Annotated in this window: 13 protein-coding genes; 4 read left to right on the forward strand and 9 right to left on the reverse strand. The window is 74.1% G+C overall.

The annotated features are described in order from the left end of the window. The 9 genes from ACZ5WK_RS26015 to eccD form a co-directional block, all read right to left on the reverse strand. On the reverse strand, window positions 1-6,345 hold a 6,345-nt coding region (locus ACZ5WK_RS26015), incomplete at its 3' end, for a WXG100-like domain-containing protein (RefSeq protein ID WP_465550566.1). A 105-nt stretch (window positions 6,346-6,450) separates the two neighbouring features. Then, the gene (locus tag ACZ5WK_RS26020) at window positions 6,451-6,747 is read right to left on the reverse strand and encodes a hypothetical protein (protein WP_465550568.1); all 297 of its coding nucleotides are present in this window, start codon (window positions 6,745-6,747) and stop codon (window positions 6,451-6,453) included. Next, window positions 6,740-7,177: a YbaB/EbfC family nucleoid-associated protein gene (locus tag ACZ5WK_RS26025; protein ID WP_465550570.1), complete on the reverse strand. Its 438-nt coding sequence runs from the start codon at window positions 7,175-7,177 to the stop codon at window positions 6,740-6,742. Before ACZ5WK_RS26025 ends, ACZ5WK_RS26020 begins: the two co-directional genes overlap by 8 nt. A gap of 130 nt (window positions 7,178-7,307) precedes the next feature. Next, window positions 7,308-9,458 carry a hypothetical protein gene (locus ACZ5WK_RS26030; RefSeq protein ID WP_465550572.1) on the reverse strand — a complete coding sequence of 717 codons (2,151 nt, stop codon included), beginning with the start codon at window positions 9,456-9,458 and terminating at the stop codon, window positions 7,308-7,310. A gap of 79 nt (window positions 9,459-9,537) precedes the next feature. Beyond that, complete coding sequence (locus ACZ5WK_RS26035; RefSeq protein WP_465550574.1) at window positions 9,538-10,029, reverse strand: hypothetical protein; 492 nt, start codon at window positions 10,027-10,029, stop codon at window positions 9,538-9,540. Between the two features lie 11 nt (window positions 10,030-10,040). Then, on the reverse strand, window positions 10,041-10,331 hold the full coding sequence (locus ACZ5WK_RS26040) for a WXG100 family type VII secretion target (RefSeq protein WP_465550576.1): 291 nt from the start codon (window positions 10,329-10,331) through the stop codon (window positions 10,041-10,043). Between the two features lie 31 nt (window positions 10,332-10,362). After that, on the reverse strand, window positions 10,363-10,710 hold the full coding sequence (locus tag ACZ5WK_RS26045; RefSeq protein WP_465550578.1) for a hypothetical protein: 348 nt from the start codon (window positions 10,708-10,710) through the stop codon (window positions 10,363-10,365). A 55-nt stretch (window positions 10,711-10,765) separates the two neighbouring features. Further along, complete coding sequence (gene eccB, locus ACZ5WK_RS26050) at window positions 10,766-12,217, reverse strand: type VII secretion protein EccB (protein ID WP_465550580.1); 1,452 nt, start codon at window positions 12,215-12,217, stop codon at window positions 10,766-10,768. Between the two features lie 47 nt (window positions 12,218-12,264). Beyond that, window positions 12,265-13,650, reverse strand: coding sequence for a type VII secretion integral membrane protein EccD (eccD, locus tag ACZ5WK_RS26055; protein ID WP_465550582.1), 1,386 nt, complete (start codon window positions 13,648-13,650; stop codon window positions 12,265-12,267). A 199-nt stretch (window positions 13,651-13,849) separates the two neighbouring features. Here eccD and eccCa point away from each other — a divergent pair, with 199 nt between their 5' ends. The 4 genes from eccCa to ACZ5WK_RS26075 all read left to right on the forward strand — a co-directional run bounded on the left by eccCa (window position 13,850) and on the right by ACZ5WK_RS26075 (window position 22,586). Next, a complete protein-coding gene (gene eccCa, locus ACZ5WK_RS26060; RefSeq protein WP_465550705.1) occupies window positions 13,850-17,785 on the forward strand; it encodes a type VII secretion protein EccCa in 3,936 nt (1,311 codons plus the stop codon). 133 nt (window positions 17,786-17,918) lie between these two features. Continuing rightward, window positions 17,919-20,636: a hypothetical protein gene (locus ACZ5WK_RS26065; protein ID WP_465550584.1), complete on the forward strand. Its 2,718-nt coding sequence runs from the start codon at window positions 17,919-17,921 to the stop codon at window positions 20,634-20,636. 11 nt (window positions 20,637-20,647) lie between these two features. Next, window positions 20,648-21,091, forward strand: a complete 444-nt coding sequence (locus ACZ5WK_RS26070) for a hypothetical protein (RefSeq protein ID WP_465550586.1) — start codon at window positions 20,648-20,650, stop codon at window positions 21,089-21,091. Window positions 21,092-21,218: 127 nt separating this feature from the next. After that, window positions 21,219-22,586, forward strand: coding sequence for a hypothetical protein (locus ACZ5WK_RS26075; RefSeq protein ID WP_465550588.1), 1,368 nt, complete (start codon window positions 21,219-21,221; stop codon window positions 22,584-22,586). The last annotated feature ends 23 nt before the right edge of the window (window positions 22,587-22,609 follow it).

Genomic DNA, 22,609 nt, shown 5'->3' on the forward strand with positions numbered 1-22,609 from the left:
CATGGCGACGACGAACCGGCCGGTGTCGACCGGGAGGTGTGACAGGGCCTGCTCGATCCGCGACTGCGCGTTCCCGTCGACCGAGGGATCCCGGACCCACACACCCGGTTGCCCGCTCCCGAACTCCGACAACGGACGGGCCTGCGGCAGATCCCAGCTGAATGGCAGCTCTTCGTCCCCGCTGAGGACCTTCCACAGGTCGTGGCGCAGGTCGGCGGCGCCGATCCTCCCGTCGCCGGCGCCTGTGATCGGGTCGACGAGCCGCTCGGTCAGGCCGTCAACGAGCCGCCAGACGGCCTCCGGTCCCTGACCGTCGATCTCCGTGACGGTGGAGTGGTACGGGAGCGTGAGCTCCAGGACCTCGATCATGCCCCGGTAGCGTCCGAGGTCGATGGGCGCCTGACCGGAGAGGTGTTCGTCGGTGAGCGCCCGGGTGCTGTCCCAGAGCTCCTCGAACGCCTGGTCCGGTGCGTTCTGCGGCTCGGCGATACCGGCCTCCGGCGGTCCGAGCCGGCGGAGGTGGGCGAACTGCGAGCCGCTCCAGTCACCGACCGTCATCGAATCGCCCGGATCGGCGAAGAGTGCCTGGTCGCGGAAGGCACCTCCCGGCACGGGCGTGGTGGCGTCCAACCCCGGCCCGTGCGTCCCGCCGAGCCAGTGGCCGTCCGGGGTGAGCAGGCTCGCAACGGCTGCTGCGACGGCTCTGCGGTCGCCGTTCTTCCAGCCCGGCAGCCAGGAGTCCTTGTCCATGACGACGGCGAACCGGCGGTCCAGTACGGCCTGGACGAATTCGTCGTAGGTCTCGGATCGGATGGTGACCGTCAGTTTTGCCTCGTCGTCCGCGGAGCGGACGGTGAACACACTGCCCCGGTTCCCGTCCCGCTGTGGGCCGTCGATGCTGTGGCCGTCGCCGACGTACGGCCCGAGAGCGCGGCGCATGTCCTTCTCTAGGGTTTCCAGGTTGGTCGTCCGGATCTTCTCGTCGTGCTGAAGGTCGCCGTTGAGCGCCTCCGGATTGAGGGAGACGAAGGTGAGGTTGTTGGCGCCGGTGGTGAACAACGGCGTCTCGATGTCGGCGTCTCCGCCCAGATAGAGCAGGGTGTCGCCGTTGGCTCCTGTGCCGTCGTGGACCATGCGGTTGAGTTGCAGCAGCATGCGGGCGCGCTTCGGGTACTCGAAGCCGACCAGCCACTTGCCGAGTTCGCGTCGGTCGACCCAGTCGGGGACCCGACCGAGCTCGTGCTCCAGGGCGTGCGGTTGCGCACCGTCGTCGAACAGGAACTTCACGGTCTCCGGTCGGAGGCCGTGCGAGACCGCTCGGGTGCGTGCGGCGTGGTTCTCGTTCTCACCGAAGCTCACCGCGCCGTCGATCGGCGCGTGGACCTGGTCGGCGGACACCACCTGGTAGTCGGCCGCAAGCGGCGCGGGCTGCTTGTCCGTCGACGGCAGGTGGGAGCTGAACTCCTGCCAGTGGCCGGGGCCGGCGACCACTCTGATCCGGCCGGAGGCGTCGACGCCGACCTGATCGGCCACGATGAGAGCGCCGCGGTGCGTGGCGCCGTTCGGGGCGAACACGACCTTGCCGGTGGCGGCGAGGGCGTCGGTGGACAGGCCGTACTTGGCTGCCAGGATGTCGACGACCTCCTGGACGTACTTCGCGTGGTCGGTGGCGAGCCGGCAGGCGACGAAGCGGATCGGCGTGACGCCGTCCCAGCGGTCGGCCCGGTGCTCCCGGTACAGCCGCTCGGCGAGCTCCGGCGCCGTGTGCGGCGGTCCGCTTGGGCCAATCTCCATGGCGACGACGAAGTGGTCCTCGTCGGCCGGGAAACGGGCGAGTGACTCCTCGACCCGGAGACGGGCCTCCCGCGGCATGCTGGGGTGCGGGATCCACAGATCGGGGTGCCCGGAGGTGCGAGCGGCGGCCGGGGCGGGACTGCTCAGAACGGATTCGATCGAGGAGACGAGGTCGGTGGCACCGGCGGGGGTCTCGTCGGGCGTCGGCCGGGTGAGCGCGCTGTGGTCGGTGTGCTCCGTGCTTCCGGTCGGCTCCGTGACGGTGTCCCGTTCGGTGGCGTCGGCTCGTCCTGGCCCGCGCTCCTCGTGCGCGAAGGTGTCCTCGTGGGCCCGCTCGTGGGCGCGCCAGTGGGCCGGGTCCAGGTTCCTCGGGCCCCACAGTTCCCGGTACCTGTCGAAGAAATCGGCCCCGTACTCGCGCTTGAAGGAGGCGATCAGCTCCTCGCCGAGCGAGTGCGCGGCCGCGAGGTCCTCGTAGCCGTCGGCGGCATCGCGCAGGGCGGGCAGGATGTCCGCCTCGAAGGCCACCCGCTCGTCCAACTCCTCCGTGAGGAGTCGCTGTTCCTCGCGCCACCGGTCGGCCTTCGCGGCCGCTCCGGGACCGGTCAGGTCGGCGGGCCCGGTGAAAACCTCGTCGAAGGCCTTGGTGACGCGGTCGGCATGGCCCTCCCGGACCCGGTCGGCCCCGTGGTCGGACAGGGTGCCGTTGCGCCAGGTGGCGTGCCGGGCCGTGCCGGCCGCGTCCTTGAGCACCGCGGCGCGGGCGGCCTCGTAGGAGAGCCGGTCGTGCAGCCGCGCGGTGTCGGTGAGGTCGCTGAGGTCGACCGTGCGGCGGGACAGGTCGAAGTGCTCGGTGACCCGCCGGTCCAGTGCGGCCGCCAGGTCACGGGTGACGGCGCCGCGCGCCTGCTGGACGTGCTGCTCGGTGACACCGAGGGCTTCGGCCAGTCCGGTGTCCAACCGGGCGCGGCCACCGCCCTCGGGCCAGGTCGAGACGGCGTTCAGCGCGGCGTCCACACCCTGGCGGATCGCCGCCTCGCGGGCCGCCTGGATCGCGAACTCGCGGGGCAGGCGTGCGGCGTGGTCGGTCAGCGCCCGCTCGAAGAGGTCCACGGCCTCGCGCCGCTCGCGGAACGCGGCCGTGGCGGAGTGCGTCGAACCGGCGAAGTCCTCGAAGTCCTCGGACAGCCGGTCGCGCAGCGAGTCCCCGATCAGGGTGAGGCTCTCGGCGGAGAGCTCGGGTCGCCCGGTCACACCGAGCGACGCCAGCAGCTCGCGCTCGGCGGGGTCGGCCCGGTCGAACCAGGAGGCCTCCGCCTCGGTCGTCAGGTGTGTGGCCCGGTCGAGGGCGCGCTCGTAGTCGGCACGCAGGTCCAGGTCGGCGCCGAGCCGGCCGGTCAGCCGGTCCAGGGCCTGCTGGGCCTGGGCATTGCGGGCATCGGTGAGGTCCTCGGCCCTGGTGTAGAGCTGGGCGACGGCTTCCTCGGCCCGTTCGCGGAACCGACCCGACATCTCGGTGCGGATGAGGTGCAGGGTGGCGGGCGGCAGGTCGGCGGGCCCGGTCCCGGGCTCACGGGCGACGCCGTCCTCCAGCGCGTGTGGCGGGGCGCTCCATTCCGTCACCGTCCGCTCGAAGCGCTGCATCGCCACCCGCACCGCCGCCTCGCGGACGGCGGCGACCCGCGCCACCCCGTCGAGGTCGGCGAGGATCTGTTCGCGGGACGCCGGGCGGGCGGCCAGCTGCTCGTACATCAGGTTGCGGGCGCGCTGCTGGACGGCGACGGGCAGGCCGGGGCCGGCCGCCTCGGGGAAGTGGAGGGATCCTTCGGCGAAGGTGCGGCGCAGGAGTTCCTCGGCCTGCTGGTCCCGGGGATGGCCGGTGGCTGGGTCCGGCGGTGGGTTCTCGGCCGCGTCGGCCAGCTTGGCGTCGTAGGCGTTCTGGAGGTCGCGCTGGGCCTGCCGCCACTCGTCGTGGCGCGGATCGTCCGGACGGGCACCACCGTGCTCGGGTGCAGGGGTGTAGTGGTAGGCGTGGCCGGACGCGGTGTGCGTGGGCGTCGGCGTGTGCGTGGGCAGCGGGGGGTGCGGGTCGTCCGGCGCACCGGTGGGTGGATCGGACGCGTGGGGCTGCGTCGGCGCGGGCTGATGGCCCGGCTGGTCCTGGTGGCCGCTCGGCGCCGCGTCGTCGGCCGTCGGGGCGCCGGGTTGCTCGGCGGGAGCATCGGGATCGTGACCGGTCCTCGAATCGGAGGTCGGTACCGTGGCCGGGGCCGGGACCTCCCCGGCGCCGTCCGCCGGGCCGTGTGCCGTCGGGACGGGCGAGCCGGCCGGGTTGTCGGGGCGGGTGGCCGGCCCGTGCGGCTGGGCCGGGGTCGTGGACGGCCGGTGCTCGGCCGTTGACGTGCTGGTGCCCGCTGCGGTGACCGTCGGGGCGGTGGTGTCCCGCCCGACAGTGGTCTGGTTCCCGGGCGCCGCGGGCTGCTGCGGTTGCCGCTCGGAGGCGACCGTCGACACCTTGCGGGGTGCCTCGGGGGCTCCGTGGTCACCCGGTTTCGGCGACGACGAGGAGGCGTGCGACGATGCGTCCGACGGAGGGGTTGTGGAGGACCGTTCCTGCGGGTCGGTGCCTCCGGTGGTGCGCACCGACGCCGCCGCCGGGGCCGTGCCGGGGGCGGACCGGGAGTCGGCCCGGGGAGCCCCGGACGGCTTGTCGCCGCCGACGGTGGCGGGCCGGCCGGTCCCCTCGCCGTGGGGGTGGGCCGAGGGCGCCGCTGCGGGCGCGTGCTGCGGCCGCGGCACCGGGAGCGGCGAGGAGATGCCGGTGAGGTTGGCCGCCATGGAGGCCAGGGTCAGGGGGTGGAGCGGCCCGTAGTGCTTGCTGTCGGCGTTCATTCCGGCCGGGTCGGCGAGCCGTTCGTGCACCCAGGTCTTGTACCGCTCGCCCAGCGGTTGGCCCGCCAGGCGTCCCATGTGGCCGAGGAAGCCCATGCCGACTCCGGAGGCGAAGGTCTCCCAGGTCACCGAGAAGGTGTGGTCGGGGCCGAAGCTGAGGTTGTAGAACCCCTCGGTGAGCAGGTTCTGCGTACCGCCGTGCAGGTAGCCGCCGAGGGCGTAGCCCAGCTTGAACACCATCGTGTCCCCGCCCGCGCGGCCCATCAGACCGGGCACCTGCCGGACGAGTTCGTTGACGGCTCCGCCGTGCAGCCCGGAGGATCCGAGCGCCTCCCCCAGCGCCTTGCCCAGGGCCTCGTGCCCGGCCGCGCCCTGGCCGCCGCCCTCCGCCATGGCGCGGCCGAAGTCCCGGCCGAGTGCCCTGGCCTCCTCCTTGCCGAGCAGGCCACCGAGGTGTTTCTCGAACACCGCGCCCATGTCACGCGAGAACCGGCCGACGGCGTCCGCGCGGAGTTCGCGCAGGCCACCTGCGAAGCCGTTGCCGAACTCGTCGGCGTACTTGCCGATGGTCCGGCCCAGTTCGTCGCCGAACGCCCTCGCCGCGTCCTTGCCGAGCCACTTCTCGCCGGCGCCGGCCCCGTGCGACGCCGCGCTCTCCAGCGCGGACGACACCTCGCGGGCGGCGCGCTCCGCGCCGCTGCCCGCGGCGCGGCCGGCGGCACCGCCCGCCCCGCGGGCGGCCTCGTTCGCGGCCGCGTGCTCGGCCGCCCGGGCGGCGTTCCCGGCGGCCGCCTCCGCGGTGCGCGTCGCGCTGTTCCCGGCGGTCCGCGCGGCGTCCCGACCCAGGGCGTTGAGGCCGTCCTTGCGGGCGATCGCGAGACCGTCCTTGGCCAGCCCGTTCGAGACGTGCGCGAGGCCGTTGCCGAGCTCCCGGCCGCCCGACTTGCCGAGGCTCTTGCCGACCGTGTTCCGGAAGAGCCGGCCCAGCCCGCTGCCGAGCAGGGCGAGCGGCCCGCCGATCAGGCCGTTGAGCGCGCCGAACCTCACTGCCTGGAGGGTGGCCTCGTTGTCCCACGTGTCCTTGTGACCCTTGTTGATCTGGATCCTCTGGATGATCCCGTCCATCACGATGCCACCCATGATGCTGATGAAGGTGTGCATCGCGATCCGGTCCAGCAGCCAGGCGAGGATCTTGCGGATGGCCCCCTCCGCGACGAGCCGCGCCGCCACGATCGTGCCGAGCGAGGCACCGCCGGTGAACGGCGACGCGGCGATCGCCCAGGCGATCTCGGCCGCCAGCTGGACCAGCTGGGCGATGGTCATCCACTTGGCGTACTCGACCTGATTGGCCGTTTCGTGTGCTGTCTTGCCGAGGTCAGCGGCCTGCTTGCCGGCCAGTTCGAGGTAGTTGTCGCCGCCGCCGTAGCCGACCAGCTGCCCGGTCGTCTGTTTGAACGCGTCGGCCGCCTCGCCGGAGAACTTCTGGTCGCAGACGCCGACCATCAGCCGGACGTAGTCCGCCAGTTGCGGCATGTCCCGGGCCACGGCCAGGTAGTCGTCGCCGGCCGCGCGCAGCTTGTCCTCGTCGGCCTCCGGCCACGCCATGCCGGTCAGGCCGTGGAAGAGTCTGGCGAGGCCTTCCGGGATGATGATCGACATGGCGGGACGTGCTCCTGGTGGCGGGTGGCGGATCGGGGGGGAGCGGCCCCGGGGGCGGCCGGGGCCCGTCGAGCGGGCCCCTGCCGGGCCCGCCGGGGTCCGGCGTCAGGCGATGCCGGTCAGGTCGTCGTCGGTCTTGGTGAACAGGTCGCTGCTCTCCGTGCCGGAGGTGGTGACCTTCTTCACGGCCGCGCGGACCTGGGCGAGCAGGTCGGTGAGGTTCTTGGTCGGCCCGTCGACGGTCGCGTGGTAGTGGTTGCCGATCTCGTCGTGGCCGCCCGAATCCCTGTTGTACTTGCTGATCTGGTCGACGTGGACCTCCAGCGTGCCGAGCAGCGCCGTCATCGAGCCGAACTTGTCGAAGGCCGTCTTCAAGTCCGCGAGCGCGGTGAACTCAGCCACGGAACTCCTCCTGGCGGGTGTGGCGGTGCGGATCCGTCGGGAGGCCCGGGCGCATGGCCTGGAGCGGTGCCAGCAGCTCGTCGAGCTCGGTGCCGCCGGTCATCGAGGTGCGCAGCATCTCGCCGAGGCCCTCGAAGGAGCGCATCGACTCCAGCACCTTGGCGCCCATGTCGGCCCGGGCCCGGTTCAGCACGTCGGTCAGGACGTCGGCCAGCTGGGCCGGGGCCATCGAGCGGTAGGCGGTCGTGTGGAACGTGAGCGACACGACCTGGCCCTGAGCCCCGAGGACGGCGGTGACCAGCCGGTCCTTCGAGGTCACCGAGACGGTGGTTTCCTGGAGCTCCTTCGTGGTTTCGGCCAGCTCGGCCTGCTGCTCGCGCAGCGTCGCCATGGCCTGCTCGATCTGTTCGGCGAACGGGGAGACCGCCATCGACACACCTCTCGGTCACGTGGGGCACGCGTGCCCGGTCCCGCGGGTCGGGCCGGGCGCGCGTCGTTTCAGGACTTCCGTGGGATTCAGGGTTTCCCTGGGGAGGAACGGCCGGGGCACCGGGGCGCGTTCAGCGTCCGATCACCCCGTCGACGGCACCGCTCTCGGTGCCCCAGACCTCCTCCTCCTCGGCCAGCCAGGTGGTGCGCTGCCGCTCCTGGCCGTTCTGCGGTCCGCCGGCGCCCGCCCCACCTCCTGGCGGCATCATCGGCGGCATGCCGGTTCCGCCGGTGGTCGAGATGGACCGGCCCATCAGCTGGGCCTCCTCCTCGGCGAGGGCCGCCGCGGCGGTCCGCTGACCGGCCACGGTGCGCTGTGCGAGGGCAGCCTTCTCGGCGGCCATCAGGGCGGCTTGGTCCTTGGGGGAGTTGACCATGCCGCCGTGGGTCAGGGCGTTGCCGTTGTAGTAGCTGCCGGACACCGTCAGCGGCACGCTGGTGGCGCCGTCCTTCGACGCCGACGACAGGCCGGGGAGCCCACCGGACCCGGTCCTGACGCCGACCGTGCCAGGCCAGTCGTCGGTGAGCCCGGTGCCGACGGGATCGGGCCAGCGGATACCGCCCACCGACGGTCCTGGGATGAGGCCGGTCCCGCCGCCCGTCCCGCCCGGCGAGAGGATCTGGTTCAGGACGTGCTCCTCGTCGGCGAGCAGCTGGTCCTGACTGCTGATCGGCGTGCCGTTGGCGTCGACGATCCGGCCGTCCTTGTCGATCGAGGACTTGTTCCCGGCGTACACCGGATTGCCCCGGGCGTCCCGGACGGGCTTGCCGTCCGGGCCGATGACCATGCCGTCGCCGTTGATCGTGGACCCCTTCGGCACCGTGAAGGGGCCGTTGCCGGCGGGGACGGTGATCGGGGGCGGGCCGAACACGGTGCCCTTGGGGACGACGAGCGGTTTGCCGTCCGGGCCGAGTACCGGTTTGCCGTCCGGGCCGATCACCTGGCCCTTGCTGTTGATCGTCGAGCCGGGGGGAGCGGTCAGCGGTTTGCCGTCGGGGCCGAGCAGCTGCTTGCCGTTGGAGTCGAGCAGCGGGAGCTTCGTTCCGGCGGTGCCTCCGGGGACGGGGGTCGGGGTGAGCGGCACGTTCTTCGGCGGCGGTGGCGGTGGCGGGGTGCTGGTGTGGTTCGGCGGCGGCGGGGCGGTGAGGTCCTGCTTCTTGTCACCGCCCCCGTCCCCGCCGTCCTTGCCGCCGTCGGTGCCGTCCTTCCCCCCGGATCCGTCGCCGCCGCCCGTTCCCGGAGGTGGGGTCATGGCGCCCGGGGAGGGCGTCTGCGTCGTGATCTTGACGTTCACGGCCGTGGCGACGTCGTGGAAGGCATCGGTCAGCGCCCTCGTGACGGCGGCCGCCGGTACGTCGAGATCCTTCTCCACCCACGAGATCCAGATCTGCTTGGCGGTCTGTTCCACGGCGTGCCGGAAGGCCTCCGATTTGACGTCGAGCCCGCTGGCCGTGACCTGGAAGTTCTTCTTGTCGCCCGAGACCGTCGCGATGGTGGGGTTTGCGAGCTTCATGAGGCCGCCCCTGAGGCAGCTCACGGGCGACGCCACGGGTCCGAAGGGGTATATCTTGTGGTTGCCCCAGGTCTGGCGGGCGGTGAGGAGGTCCTGGTACCCCTTCTTCAGGGCGAGCATGGCCTTCACGAGCGGGACGGACGGCTGGCCGTGCACCGTCATCGACACTTCGAGACGGAGCAGGGCCTCCTCGATGCTGGTCAGATAGGACTTCAGCTGCCCAGCGGCACTCCCCTGGAAGTCGCTGTCCGGAACGTCCAGGGTGTCCGCCCACTTGTGGACGCTGCTCCGCATCTCGGTGATGAACGCGTCCAGGTTGGTGGCCAGGTAGAGCCCCGCCTCGATACTGCCGACGCTGGTGGCGGCGTTCTGGCCGCCGGCCACGAGCGGCTTCAGCACGAGGTCGGCCCGACCGCAGAACTGGTCCCACTTGTTGCTGGGATCGTCGAACCCGGGCTTGCCGTCGCCGTTGCCCTTCCAGTTCGCGTTGAAGGCCACGTAGACGACGTACGAGTTGTCCGGGGGCATGAGACTGAGGTTGACGTCATGGGCGCTCGACGGCGAATCCGTGCTGCAGTAGATGTCGCCCTTGATCCAGTCGTCGGCGACGGCGAGGTCCGCGACGCTGTCCCGGGTCACGCCGAGCGTGTCCCCGAACGACTTGAGCGCGTCCTCCCACGGATGACTCGGGGTGGCTTGCTCGGACACTCGACTCACACTCCCACGGGACGATGGACAGAACTCGGTACGACCCGGGGCCCGGCGGTGGGCCGGGCCCCGGGCGGCCTCATGCGGGCTTCGGCCCGGGCGGGGCCACCTGCGGCGGCCCGGGCGGACCCACCTGCGGCGGCCCTGGCGGCTGCGGCGGGCTGAGGATCGCGAACATCTCGGCGACGGTGAGCGTGTGCTCCCCGGCGTCGTGGAACTTCACCTTGGCCATCTCCAGGCCGACCACGATGTTGTCCAGCGAGGTGCCGATGGCCTGCAGCTGCGCGTTGATCGCCGCGGTGTAGGCCTGGAAGCCCTTCTGCATGTCGGTGTTGGCCGAAAGGCCGGCCGCACCCAGCAGTTTGATGTATCCGTCGGCGCCGCCGTCGATCCCGGCTCCCTCGCCACCGGCGGCGAAGTTCTGGAGCATCTTGATCAGGTTCTGGTGCGGCCAGTCCTTGGGCGGTGGCGGGAACGGCGACGCGCTGCCGTTGACCCAGGCCGACCAGTCGCGGACCTGTCCCTCGAGCGTGGTGATGCTGTCGTCGTCGGTCCGGAACTCCTTGGCCATGAGTACTCCGCTCAGAAGCCCGCGGCGGCGGCCCGGTCGGCGTACCGCATGGTCTGGTTCATCTCTTCGAGGGCCATCGCGCCCTTGTGGATGTCGTCGTGCATCTGCTGGGAATTGGCGTCCACCACGTCGAAGAACGTCCTGAAGGCCTCGTGGTACTGACCGGAGGTGGTGTCCAGGACCCTGAGCTGGGAGACGAGGTTCCCCAGGTTGTCCTGCATGGTCTTGGCGGCGTTCAGCAGCTCCTGGAACGCCTCGTCGATGGACTCGTGCCTGAGCTGGATGTCGGAGGGGCCGGGCATGAACTCTTCCTCTCTGCGGGTCTGGAACCGGTCAGTGCTGGTTGAGGGCGTTGTAGACGCCGTCGGAGGCGCCCCAGTTGCCGCCTGCCACGTGGGCGTCCTCCTCGGCCTTGTTCAGGACCTCGCGGGCCCGCCCCAGGTTCGAGGTGAGGTGGTCGAAGGCCTGCATGACCTTCTTGTAGCGGTCGACCCAGTCGTTGACGTTCGCCTGGAACTTCGTGCTGGCGCCGGAGACGTAGTTGGCGGCGATCTCCATGTTGATCCGCTCGACCGTCTGGCCCGAGGTGATCATCGCGGAGATCTGTCCCTCCAGACTTTGCAGCGCGGTCATGATCGCCTGGTCCTGCACACTGAGTGTGCCGGGCGCGGGAGTGCTCATCGGAGTTCCTCTCTAGCGGGTTATCTGTGTCAACGGGCCTGCGAAGTGCCTCGGTTCAGCCCGGGCAGCCGCTCGTTCCGGGCTGCGGTCCGACGACCTGTCGGGTCAGCGCGGCCGGGTCCAGAACCGGCCCGGTGGGCAACAGCGCCAGAAGGGCCTGCGGGAGGGGTTGGGCCGGTGCTCCGCCGTATCCGAGCTGCTGGCGGCCGGCGGCCGGCAGTGGGTACTTCACGCCGTTGTCCGTCACCAGGTATTCCGACGAGCCGGTGTCGGCGCCGGAAAGCGCCCGGACCAGCGCACCGGAACCGGGTCGTACCGCGATCCGGTCGGCGGCCGCGCAGCCCGGGGCGACCCCGGGCTGGCTCTCCGGCAGCCGGCCGCCGAGGGAACCGGCGTCCAGCAGGGAGACGTCGGTGACCGGGGAGACGCCGGTGCCCGGGCGGACGACCGCGCAGACCGCCTGGCCGCGGCCCGGTTCCACCAGCACCGGCCGCTCGGTGGGCAGCCCGCCGGGCAGGCCGGGCCCGGGGGCGGTGTGGGCAGCGAGGTCGTCGGCGCCGATCGAGGCCGGCGCATCGGCCTCGCTGGCATAGGCCTCGCGCTGGGTCCGCCGGTCGGCGCGGAGCAGGTCGTACTGAAGCGGGGTCAGCGGGGTGAGGCCCGCCGCCGTCAGGACGTGGTGGCCGCCGGAGGGGTCGGTGAAGAGCTGCCCGACCCGGGTGGGCCGCGCGGACAGGGCGGGTCCTGGTCCGCCCCGCCCGGGGATGTCCGGAGCGGCGAGGTCCGGTCCGGCCGGGAGGGTGCCGAGCAGTGCCTCGGTCACCGGGTAGGGGGTGGCGGTGACGGTGGTCCGGGTGAGGGACTGCAGGGCCCCGTTCTGCCGGTCGACCCGGAGCCGGCGGCCCTGCCAGAGCAGGTGCACGGCGCCGTCGGGGGTGCTGACCAGGACGGCCTGGTCGGCGCCCAGGGCGGTGCCCTGCCGGGCCGGGGCCACGGTGAGGACCAGCTGGGGCGTGGCGGCGGTGGCCGGCGGGACGGCGGCCTGCCGGGTGCCGCAGGCCAGCCAGCCGTCCCGGGCCAGCCGGTCCGGCCCGGGCAGCGCGTCCGGTGCACCGGTCAGACCCACGGCCGGGCCGCGTTCGGCGCTGCGCACCGCGGCCTCGGGGACCTCCCGGACCGTCAGTTGCTCCCCGGCCAGGAGCCTGGCACTCGCCTGGTTGGTGACGGGGTGCAGCGCGCCCTCCAGGTAGAGGTAGCGCGCGCCGCTCTCCCGGACCACGACGAGCGTCCCGGGCTTGGCCCACGTGCCGTCCCCGCCCGGTTTCACCGCGCCGTAGACGGCGACCCCCAACCCGAGCAGGACGCCGATCACGAGGCCGCCGAGGGCTCCCCGGGTGGTGCGGCCGGTGGGTGTGTCGGGAGCGTCGGGCTCGGCCCGGAGCATGCCGGACGCCAGCCTGCTCATGACGAACATGTGGGCCTGTACCTGGTCGCGTCGGGACTGCATGGGTACTCTCCTTAGGTTCTCGGACCCGGTACGTGTACGGGTGGAGCTCAGCCGCTCATGGCCCGCACCGCGTGGTAGGCGCCGGACGCGATCAGCGCGAGCGGCAGCAGGGCCAGCGCCGTGAGGGTGTGCAGGACGTCCGCCAGTCGGCCCCAGTAGGGGAGGAGGCGACGGCCCGGGACGGTCCAGGCGACGACCAGCAGGGCGGCCGAGAGGGCCAACAGGGTGCCCAGCAGGGCGCCCAGGCGGGCGGTCGGCGAGACGTCGGCGGCCTGCCGGGCGAGCAGGACGGCGGCGCCGTACACGCCGGGAAGCAGGACGGCCAGGCGCTGGCGGATGCTGCCGATCGCCCGGCCGTGCAGCAGCAGGAGCAGGCTGAGTACGGCGGCCTGGGTGGGGGCGGCCCAGCCCGGGGTGAGGGCGAGCGAGGTCAGGCAGACGGCGCAGAGCACCCCGAACGCGGAGTGGAGGGCTATCAGGTAGTCGTCGGCGACCAGGCTGCGCGGCAGGACGGCGGCGGCCGGGAAGGGCTCGATGTTCTCCTGCAGCTCCTCCGCGTTGCGCGGCAGCATCGGCAGCCGCAGGCCGGACAGCCGGAAGGCCAGGGACGGGACGAACGAGCCGACCAGGACCGCCACCACCGCGAGCACTGCGGCGAGCTGCTCGGGCGTCAGGCCGGCCAGGACCAGCACGCCGGCCGACACGCCGAACCCGCCGACCAGCATCAGCCCCAGGAACAGCGGCGCGGCGCCGCCGACCGCGGCCAGTGCCAGCACCGCCGCGCCGGCCGCTGCCGAGGACGCGGCCAGGATCCGGGCACCGAGCAGGTCATGCCCGCCCGGGCCGCCGGGCAGTAGCAGCGCCGCCAGCGCCAGGTACGGTACTGCGGCCGCCCCCAGCGCGGCGCCCGCGCCCGCGTCGGCCATTGCCCGGGAGGCGCTGCCCGCTCCGAGCAGCAACAGGAGCGCAGTGGCGGCGGACGCGGCCATCCGCGGCCCGCCCGGACCGGGCAGGGCAAGCAGCACCCAGCCGCCGGCCAGCGCCAGCAGCGCCACGGCCAGGGCCAGCCGCCGGGTGAGGTCGGGGCGCCAGCCGTCGCCGCGCTCGTTCATCCCGGTGGCCACGCCGTCGACCAGGTCGTCGAAGTGCACTGGCGGCAGCGCGTCGTGACGGGGCCGCAGGTGGAGTGCGTCACCGTCGCGCAGGTGGAGGGATTCGGCGCTCTGCTCCTCGTCCAGCGGCTCCTCGCCGAGCCGCTGGAGCACCCAGCCGCCGTGGTCCAGACCCTCCTCGGCCAGGTCGGGGCCCGCGTGGCCGAGGACGGCCGGCATCAGGTCGGCGAGCGGCACGTCGGCCGGAACGGCGAGATCGAGGACTGCCCCCGGCACGTGGAACCTCAATCGGCACAGTCCTGCCACCACACTGCTGCTCACGCCACTCCTCAGGTCCGCGGTCCGTTCGCGATGACTCTCGTCCTGTCGAACGGGTGGTGCGGCCCCGAGCGTTCAGAGGTCTGCTGAACCCGTGGCGGTCCGCGGTCCGTCAGCCAGGAGGGACGGCAGCGGCAGTGAGGAGAGCCCCGAGGTGAGTGTGGTTCTGGTCAAGCGGACGCCCCGGCGTCCGGGGCCCGAGATGCCCGACGGCGAGGTGCAGTTGCAGGAGCCGCCGAGTCTGCCGGAGAAGCAGAGCGGCATGGCGAGCGTGATCAGCATGATGCCGATGGCGCTCGGCTCGCTGTCGATGGTCTTCATGTTCCTGCACCCAGGCGGCAGCGAGGGCGGCGGAGTGCTCGGCTACGTGGCCGTCGGCATGATGGGGCTTTCCGCGGTCGGCATGCTGGTCACCCAGCTGATCCGCGGCTCCAGCGACCGCAAGCAGCTGCTGCGCGCCGAACGGCGCGACTACCTGCGCTATCTGTCCCAGATCCGCCGCCAGGTGCGGCGCTCGATCGACGGTCAGCGCCGGGCACTGGCCTGGCGGCACCCGGCACCGGACGAGCTCTGGTCGCTGGTGGGCACCACGCGGCTCTGGGAGCGGCGTTCCACGCACCCCGACTTCAGCGACGTCCGGATCGGCCTCGGCTCCCAGCGCCTGGCGACGCCGCTGGCGCCGCTGTCGACCAAGCCCGTGGAGGACCTAGAACCGCTCTGCGCGCACGCGCTGCGCCGCTTCATCCACGCCTACGGGACGGTCGCCGAGCAGCCGATGGCGATCCACCTGCGCGGCTTCGCCCGGCTGCTGCTGCAGGCCGACGACCCCGACGCCGCGCGCGCCCTGGTCCGCGCGGTGCTCGCCCAACTCGCCGTGGTGCACGGGCCGGACGAGCTGCGGACGGCGGTCGTCGCCGGGCCGGGGAGCCGCACGGAGTGGGAGTGGGCCAAGTGGCTGCCGCACGCGCTGCACCCGACCGACAGCGACGGCTCCGGCCCGGTCCGGCTGGTGGCCGGCAGCCTGGTCGAGCTGGAGCAGTTGCTCGGCGAGGAGTTCACCGGCCGACCCGGCTGGGAGCCGGACGCCGTGCCGAACCGCGACGAGCCGTTCACCGTCCTGGTGCTCGACGGCCCGGGTGCCCACTCCGGCAGCCGCGCCGCGCTCGCCGGCTACCGCAACACCGTGCTGATCGACCTCACCGGCGACCTGGAATGGCGGGCGGCCCGGACCACGCTGCGGCTGCGGATCGAAGGCGGCCGGCTGGCCATGGTCGGCGCGGACCGCAACCGCAAGGACGTCGACACCGACCTCGGCCGCCCCGACGCGCTCGGCCTGCCCGCCGCGACGAGGCTCGCCGCGCTGCTGGCGCGCTACCGGATCGCCGACACCGTGGACGTCTCCGAGCCGCTGGCCACCGACTTCGACCTGACCGCCCTGCTCGGCATCCCCGACCTGCACGCCTTGGACGTGGACGCGCTCTGGGCGCAGCGCGGCATCCCCAAGCGGCTGCGGGTGCCGCTCGGGCTGGGCCCGGACGGCCGCCCGGTGGACCTCGACCTCAAGGAGTCCGCACAGGGCGGCATGGGCCCGCACGGCATGCTGATCGGTGCCACCGGCTCCGGCAAGTCCGAGCTGCTCCGCACCCTGGTGGTGGCCCTGGCGATGACGCACTCCTCCGAGGTGCTCAACTTCGTCCTGGTGGACTTCAAGGGCGGCGCGACCTTCCTCGGCCTGGACACCCTGCCGCACACCTCTGCGGTGATCACCAACCTCGCCGACGAGGCGGCCCTGGTGGACCGGATGCGCGACGCCCTGCACGGCGAACTCGTCCGCCGCCAGGAGGTGCTGCGGGAGTCCGGTCATGCCTCGCTGCTGGAGTACGAGACCGCGCGAGCCGCAGGGATGCCGCTCCGGCCGCTGCCCACGCTCTTCCTGGTGGTCGACGAGTTCAGTGAACTGCTCGCCGCCCACCGGGACTTCATGGAGCTGTTCGTGATGATCGGGCGGCTCGGCCGCTCACTCGGCGTGCATCTGCTGCTGGCCTCGCAGCGGCTGGACGAGGGCCGGATGAGCGCGCTGGAGTCTCACCTGTCCTACCGGATCGGCCTGCGCACGTTCTCCGCGATGGAGAGCCGGGGCGTCCTCGGTGTGCCCGACGCCTACCAGCTCCCGCCCCAGCCCGGCAACGGCTTCCTGCGCAGCGACATCTCCACCCTGACCCGGTTCAAGGCCGCGTACGTCTCCGGCCCCTACCGGCCCAAGCGCCGCGCCGCCCAGCAGGCCGCCCTGGCCGGCCAGGTGGTCGCGTACGGGACCGAGTACCTGACGCCGCGCCAACGGCCGCAGGCCGTCGAGGAGCCGGTGCAGGAGGAGGCCGCCGGCACGCTGCTGGAGATCGCGGCCGACCGGCTGCGCGACGCCGGCCCGCCCGCCCACCGGGTCTGGCTGCCGCCGCTGGGCGCGCCGCCCACCCTGGACGAGCTGCTCCCGCCGCTCGTCCCGCACCCCGAGCGCGGCCTGACCACCGCCGACGCGCGGAGCCACGGCGCGCTCGGCATCCCGGTCGGCGTCATCGACCGCCCGTTCCAGCAGCTGCGCGACCTGCTCACCGCCGACCTCGCCGGTGCCGGCGGCCACGTCGGCATCGCCGGTGCCCCGCAGAGCGGAAAGAGCACCCTGCTGCGGACCCTGATCACCGGTCTCGCGCTCACCCACACCCCGCGCGAGGCGCAGTTCTACTGCCTGGACTTCGGCGGTGGCACGCTCTCCGCCCTGCGTGGCCTGCCGCACGTCGGCGGGGTCACCGGCCGGCACGACGGCGAGCGGGTGCTGCGCACCGTCGCCGAGATCAACAGCATCATCACCCGGCGGGAGAAGTACTTCGCCGAGCTGGGCATCGACTCGGTCACCTCCTTCCGCCGCCGCAAGGCCGCCGGGGAGCTGCCCGACGACCCGCACGGGGACGTCTTCCTGGTGGTCGACGGCTGGAACACGCTGCGTCAGGAGTTCAACGACCTCGTCCAGCCGCTCACCCTGATCTCCCAGCGCGGCATCAACTACGGCGTCCACCTGGTGGTGGCGACCACTCGCTGGGGCGAGATCGCCGGCGGCCTGCGCGACCAGCTGCAGACCAGGTTCGAACTGCGGCTGGGCGATTCCGTCGACTCGGTCATCAACATGCGCGCGGCGGCTAAGGTCCCCAAGGTGCCCGGCCGCGGCCTCACCGACGAGCAACTGCACTTCCTCACCGCGCTGCCCCGGATCGACGGCGCCGGCCGCGCCGACGACCTCGGCGAGGGCGTCGCCGACCTGGTCGACGCCGTCGCCGCGCACTGGACCGGCCCGCGCGCCCCCGAGGTGCGGATGCTGCCGCTCACCCTCGACGCCGGCCTGCTGCCTGCCCCCACGGGCCGGCTGCGGGTGCCGATCGGCCTGGAGGACACCGAGCTCGCGCCGCTCTGGCACGACTTCGAGGAGAGCCCGCACCTGCTGGTGGTCGGCGACAGCGAGTCGGGCAAGACCAACCTGCTCAGGCTCATGATCAACGCCATCACCACCGCGTACACGCCCTCCGAGGCGCGGATCATGCTGGTCGACTACCGCCGCGAGCTGTACGACAGCGTGCCGGAGGAGTACCGGCTGGGCTACGCCGTCGCGGTGGACATGCTCCGCCAGATCGTCGACGGCGCCTCCCGGGCGATGAAGAACCGCATCCCCTCCGCCGACATCACGCCCGCGCGGCTGAAGCTGCGCGACTGGTGGGAGGGGCCGGAGCTGTTCATCCTGGTCGACGACTACGACCTGGTCGGCACCGGATCGGGCGCCCACCCGTTCGCGGCGCTGCTCGACGACCTCGCCCAGGGCTCGGAGATCGGCCTGCACCTGGTGGTCGCCCGCGGCGCCAACGGCATCGGACGCGCCCTCGGCGACCCGCTGCTGCGCAAGCTCCAGGAGGTCAACTCGCCCTCGCTGCTGCTCTCCTGCCCGCCCTCGGAGGGCTACCTGTTCGGGAACCTCAAGCCCCGCCAGTTCCCCGCCGGCCGCGGCCTCTACATCACCCGCCGGCGCACCGTGCAGGTGCAGACCGGCCGGCTGGCCGCGGCGGAGGGTGAACCGCTGGACCCGTCCGGGCCGTAGTCCCGGCAGGCGCGTCCTCCCGGCGGCCCGGCCGGCATCCGACGACCGGGCCGTCGGGGCCCGGGCGCGCCGCCCCGCCCCGACCGGCCGCAAGCAGCCGACCGGCCGCAACCACCAGAAAGGGGGCCGGCCCATGACCCCGCCGGCATCCGGCACCGCCGAGCGGTCCACGCTCCGCGCGGTGGGCCCGCACCTCGTCATCGCCCCGCCCGAAGCGGAGGCGGCCGGACTGGCGGCGGCCCTGGATCCGGTACGGGCCGAGCCCGGCACCCTGCTGCTGCTCGCCGCGGCGGCCGACGCCGCACCCGTCCTGCTCGGGTCCCTGGACGAACTGGCCCGGACCGCCGCCGCCCGCGGCGCCGACACCCTGGTGCTGGCCGCCTCCGGACTGGCCGCGACCGGGCCGGACGGCCGCCGCCCCGCCGAACGGCTCGCCGGGCGGACGGGGCTGACGGTCGTCGCGCCGGACGCGGTGGTCTCCGTCGAGGAGGACGGCACCCTCGTGGCGCCGGGCGGCTGCTGGTGGCGGTGCCGGCCCGGAGGCGGGCCGGCCGAGGCACTCGGCGAACGCTGGCCGGCCGCCGCGACGATCACTCCGCTGCCCGGAGGCGGCTTCTGGGTGACCGCCGCCGCCCCGGACACCCGCCCGCCCGTACTCGACCGGGCTGCCGCCCCGGGCGGCACCCTCCTGCTCGTGGTCGGCGAGCCCGACGGGCGACTGCCCACCGCCGTCCAACTGGCGAACGCCACCGCCCTCCTGCTCGACACCGTCGGCGCGGACCGGCCTCTGCTCAGCCTCCCCTGGGCAGCGCCGGTCGACCTGATCGAACTCGCCGCGGTGCTGGCCTCCTCGCTCGGCCGCGAGGTGCGGGCGGCCGTCGGCCTCCCGATCGCCGACGCCACCGGCCACCGCACCGTGCACCTGGCCGCCGACGGCACGCCGGGCTGGGAGCCGTACCTCACCGAACTGTCCGCCTGCCCGGTCGGCCGGACGGTGACCGCCGTCGGCCGGCGCACCCGGCCTGGCGCCCCCCAGGACGACGGTCCGGTGCGCTATCCGGCCTTCCCCGGCTGGGAGCTGGAGCCCGTCGCGGCCGGCCTCTGGCTGCACCCGGAGGGGACGGTGGACCGCGGCCCCCGGCTGCGCCGCCCCGACCCCCGGCAGCCCGTCCTGCTCATCGGCGACGCCGGCCGGCCGGTGACCGAGGACGCCTGGGCGCAACTCGGCGGCGTGCTCGCCGGGCTTCCCCCGCTCGGTGCGGCATTCGCCGTGGCACCGGCCGGTACGGCGTTCGGTGCGACTCCGTTCGGGGCGGTGCCGCCGGGCCCGGCACCCGTCGGGCCGCCCCGGCTCGCGCTCGCGGTGGCGGGCATGCCGGACGTCGCCTCGGACGCGGTCGGGCGGTTCTGCGCGCGGATCCACGGACTCGACTGGCTTGGCCCGGAGGGCGTGGTCGGGCCGGTGGCGCCGGTGCTCGTCCCGGTCCCCGGGCCCGGGCCCGCTGCGCCCGCTGTCCCCGCTGTCCCCGCTGTCCCCGCTGCGCCCGCCGGGCCTTCGGCGCCGGCCGCGCCGCCGTTCGTGCCGGGTCCGGTGACCGGGCGGGTGTCCGAGCCGCCGGCCGGGGCCGACGACGCGACCGCCGTCCTGCCACTCCGGCCGGAGCCGGTGCAGCCGCCCGCCGCGCCTGGTGTGCCCGCCGTCCCGCCCGGGCCGGTCGCCGTGGCCACGACGTCCGGAGCGGCTACGACGACCGCTGCCACGACATCGGGAGCTGCTACGACGACCGCCGCCGCGCCGACGGCCGCGGGACCGCCGGAGCCGGGCGCCGACAGCCTCACCGCGGGTGCCGAGCCGGTGCCGGGGGCCGCTCACGAGACCCTCCCCGAGCCCGAACCGACCCCCGACCCGCAGCCCGCCCCCGAGCCCTACCCGCAGCCCGGCCCCGACCCGCAGTCGGCGGCAGAGGCCGCCGGGGCACCCGAGCCCGGCGCGAACGTGGCGGCCGCGCTCCTCCCCGAGCCCCCCACGCCCCTGCACGCCACGCCCCTGCCCGACGAGACCGGGCCCGCGACCCCGGCCGAGGACCGGGCGGCGCTGGTCGCCGCTCTCGGGCCCGCCTACCAGCGCTGGGCCAGCCGCACCGACGACGCGACGACCAGGCTGCCCGGGCTGCGCTCGGTCACGGACGACGACGACTCCCGGCCCGAGCTGGTCGCCGTCCTGCTGCACCACACCGACGCGGGCGTGCCGGCCGGCCGGGCCGAACTCACCGCGGCGGCGCGGGCGGGGACGCCGGGCCCGCCCGCCGCGTACCTGCGCTGCCTGGCCGCCGGCCTGCGCCGGCTGCCCAGCCACTACGGCGGCGTGCTGGCCTCCGCCCCGGCCGGCCGCACCGACCTGGCCGCCTACGTCCCCGGCACGGTCCTCACCGAGCCGGCCCCGGTCAGCGGGATCGCCACCGCGGGCGCCGATCTCGGCGCGGACGTCGGGATCGAGTTCGCCATCTGGTCCGTCGGCGGACGCCGTACCTCGGCCTTCGGCGAGCCGGGCGAGCAGCCGACCGTGGTGTTCGCACCGGGGAGCAGCTTCGAGGTGGTGGCCGTCGAGCCGTCGGACGCCGACGCGGGGCGCCCCGCGCGGGTGCTGCTCCACGAGGTCGGTGCCATCCGCCCCGCCCCGGAGCGCCTGCGTACCTGGCTCGGCCGGCGGGACGCCGTCGCGCCCGCCGACCGGATCCGCCCGGCCGCCCCCGACCGCTTCCGCATCGACCTGGGCGGCGTCGGCGGACCGGCCGGTGAACCTCCGGCCACCGGCGGGCCGTCGGAGGAAGGGAGGACCGGCGAGTCGTGAGGAGTGCAGGGATGTCCGAGACGGTGCGGGCGGGCTTCGAGCTCGCGGCGGTGTTCGACCACGTGGATCCGGTGACGGGCCCGGGCTTCGAGCCGGAGCACCCCCGGCTCGCGGCGGGCGCCGAGCGTGAGGCCGTCGCCCGCTACCTGAGCGCGGGGACGCCCGTGCTGCTGACCCCGATGCTGATGGACGACGTGGTGGACCAGGAGCGCCGGGGCGTGGTGCCGATGGGCTACCGCACCGACGGGCAGTGGATCTGGACCGACACGGTGACGTACTACCTCGACGAGTACGGTCTGGCGCCCGAACCGGGCCTTCTGCGGCACGTCCTGTCCCGGGTCGACGAGCCGCCGGCCATTCCGCTGCCGGAGGTGCTGGAGCGGGCGGTGGCGTTCCTGCTGACCCCGCCGGAGCCGGCGGACGCCGCCGTGTGGACCGTCGGGCAGCAGGGCTGAACCTCCACGGCCACGCCGCCCGTACCTCCCCACAGGAGTGTTGTCGAGCCGAGCGCAGGGGATGACGGTGGGCGAGCAGAATCGCGGTGCAGGGGAGCGGGCGACGCCCGGGTTTCAGCTCCCCGCGGTGAACTGGGCCGTGGCGGCCGAGGCCGAGGAGGAGACCCCCGCGCCGGACGGGGAGAAGCCGGCCGCCGCCCCGCCCGGCCCGGGCACCACCAGTCGCACCGCCGCCGGCGCCATCAGCACCGCCGGCAACAGCACCACGCTCGGTGCCACCGCGCCGGTGCCCCCGGTGCCCGGCGCGGGCGCCTCCGGGGCCGCCTCCGTGGCCGCGCCGCCCGCCGGCGGCGCGGCCACGGCGATCGCCGTCGCCTCCCCCGCCGACCCCGATACCGCGGGGGAGGCCGAAGCGGCCGGCCCGAAGCCGGGCCGGGTCTCCCGGCCGATGATCGCGGCCGCCGTCGCCGTGGGGCTGGTGCTGGTCGGCGGGTCGGTGGTGGCCACCCGGCTCGGCGGGTCAGAGCCGAACCACGGGCCGGCCCGGGCGGACGCCCCGCCCGGCTACGGCCCGGAGAACGGCGACGGCGGCAGCGGCTTCGTCCCCGGGTTCGACCAGCACGGTGCCGTCACGGGCGCCTCGGTCCCGCCCGACGCCACCCCCGGCACGCCCGCGCCCGCCGGGGAGAGCGGCTCGCCCGCGCCCGACCCGGCCGCCGGCCAGCCGGCGCCCGCTACCGGCCCCGCCGCGCCCGCCGGCGGTACCCCGGCCCCCGGCAAGGCCTCGCCCCGATCCGGCGGGGCCCCGACCGCAGCCGGCACCGCGGCGCCGCCCCCCGCGGCCGGTGGCGCGGGTGGCGGGGGCGGGGGCAGTGCCTCCGGAGGCGCCGCTTCGGGCGGCAGCGCGGCCGCCGCCCCGCCGCCGCCCGCCCAGGGGGCGGCCCCGCCCGCCGCGCAGCAGCCGGTCCCGCCGCCCGCCGCCTCCAAGGCCCCCGCTCCCGCCCCCCTGGTCGCGGTGGCCGGCCCGTACTGCAGCGCCAGCGGCACCAACTACACCCCGATCGGCTGGTGGGACCAGGGCGACATCGGCTGGAAGAAGTACTCCGGCGGCTGGAGCAGCGACGGCTGCAACGGCACGTACGTCTCGGTGCCGATGTCCGGCGATGCCAACAAGGACGACAGCAACTCCGTGGTGTGGACGTTCAACCTCGGCAACGTCAAGAGCTGCACCCTGTCCGTCTACATCCCGGGCGACAGCGACCTGAAGAAGGTCGGCGGCAAGGCGACGCTCTACACCGTGAAGAGCGGCAGCACGTCCGGCTCCTTCGTCATCAACCAGACCGCCAACCGCGGCCGTTGGGTGGACCAGACGGCGTACGCCTACCAGGGCTCGCTCACCGTCACGCTGCACACCCGCGGCGAGGACTTCGTCGGCCCCACCAAGAACAACGCCCACCACGCGGCCTCCGCGGTCAAGGCCACCTGCACCTCCTGAGCCGGCGCCGGCCACCCGGTCTG

The organism is Kitasatospora sp. NPDC032757 (assembly GCF_055579305.1).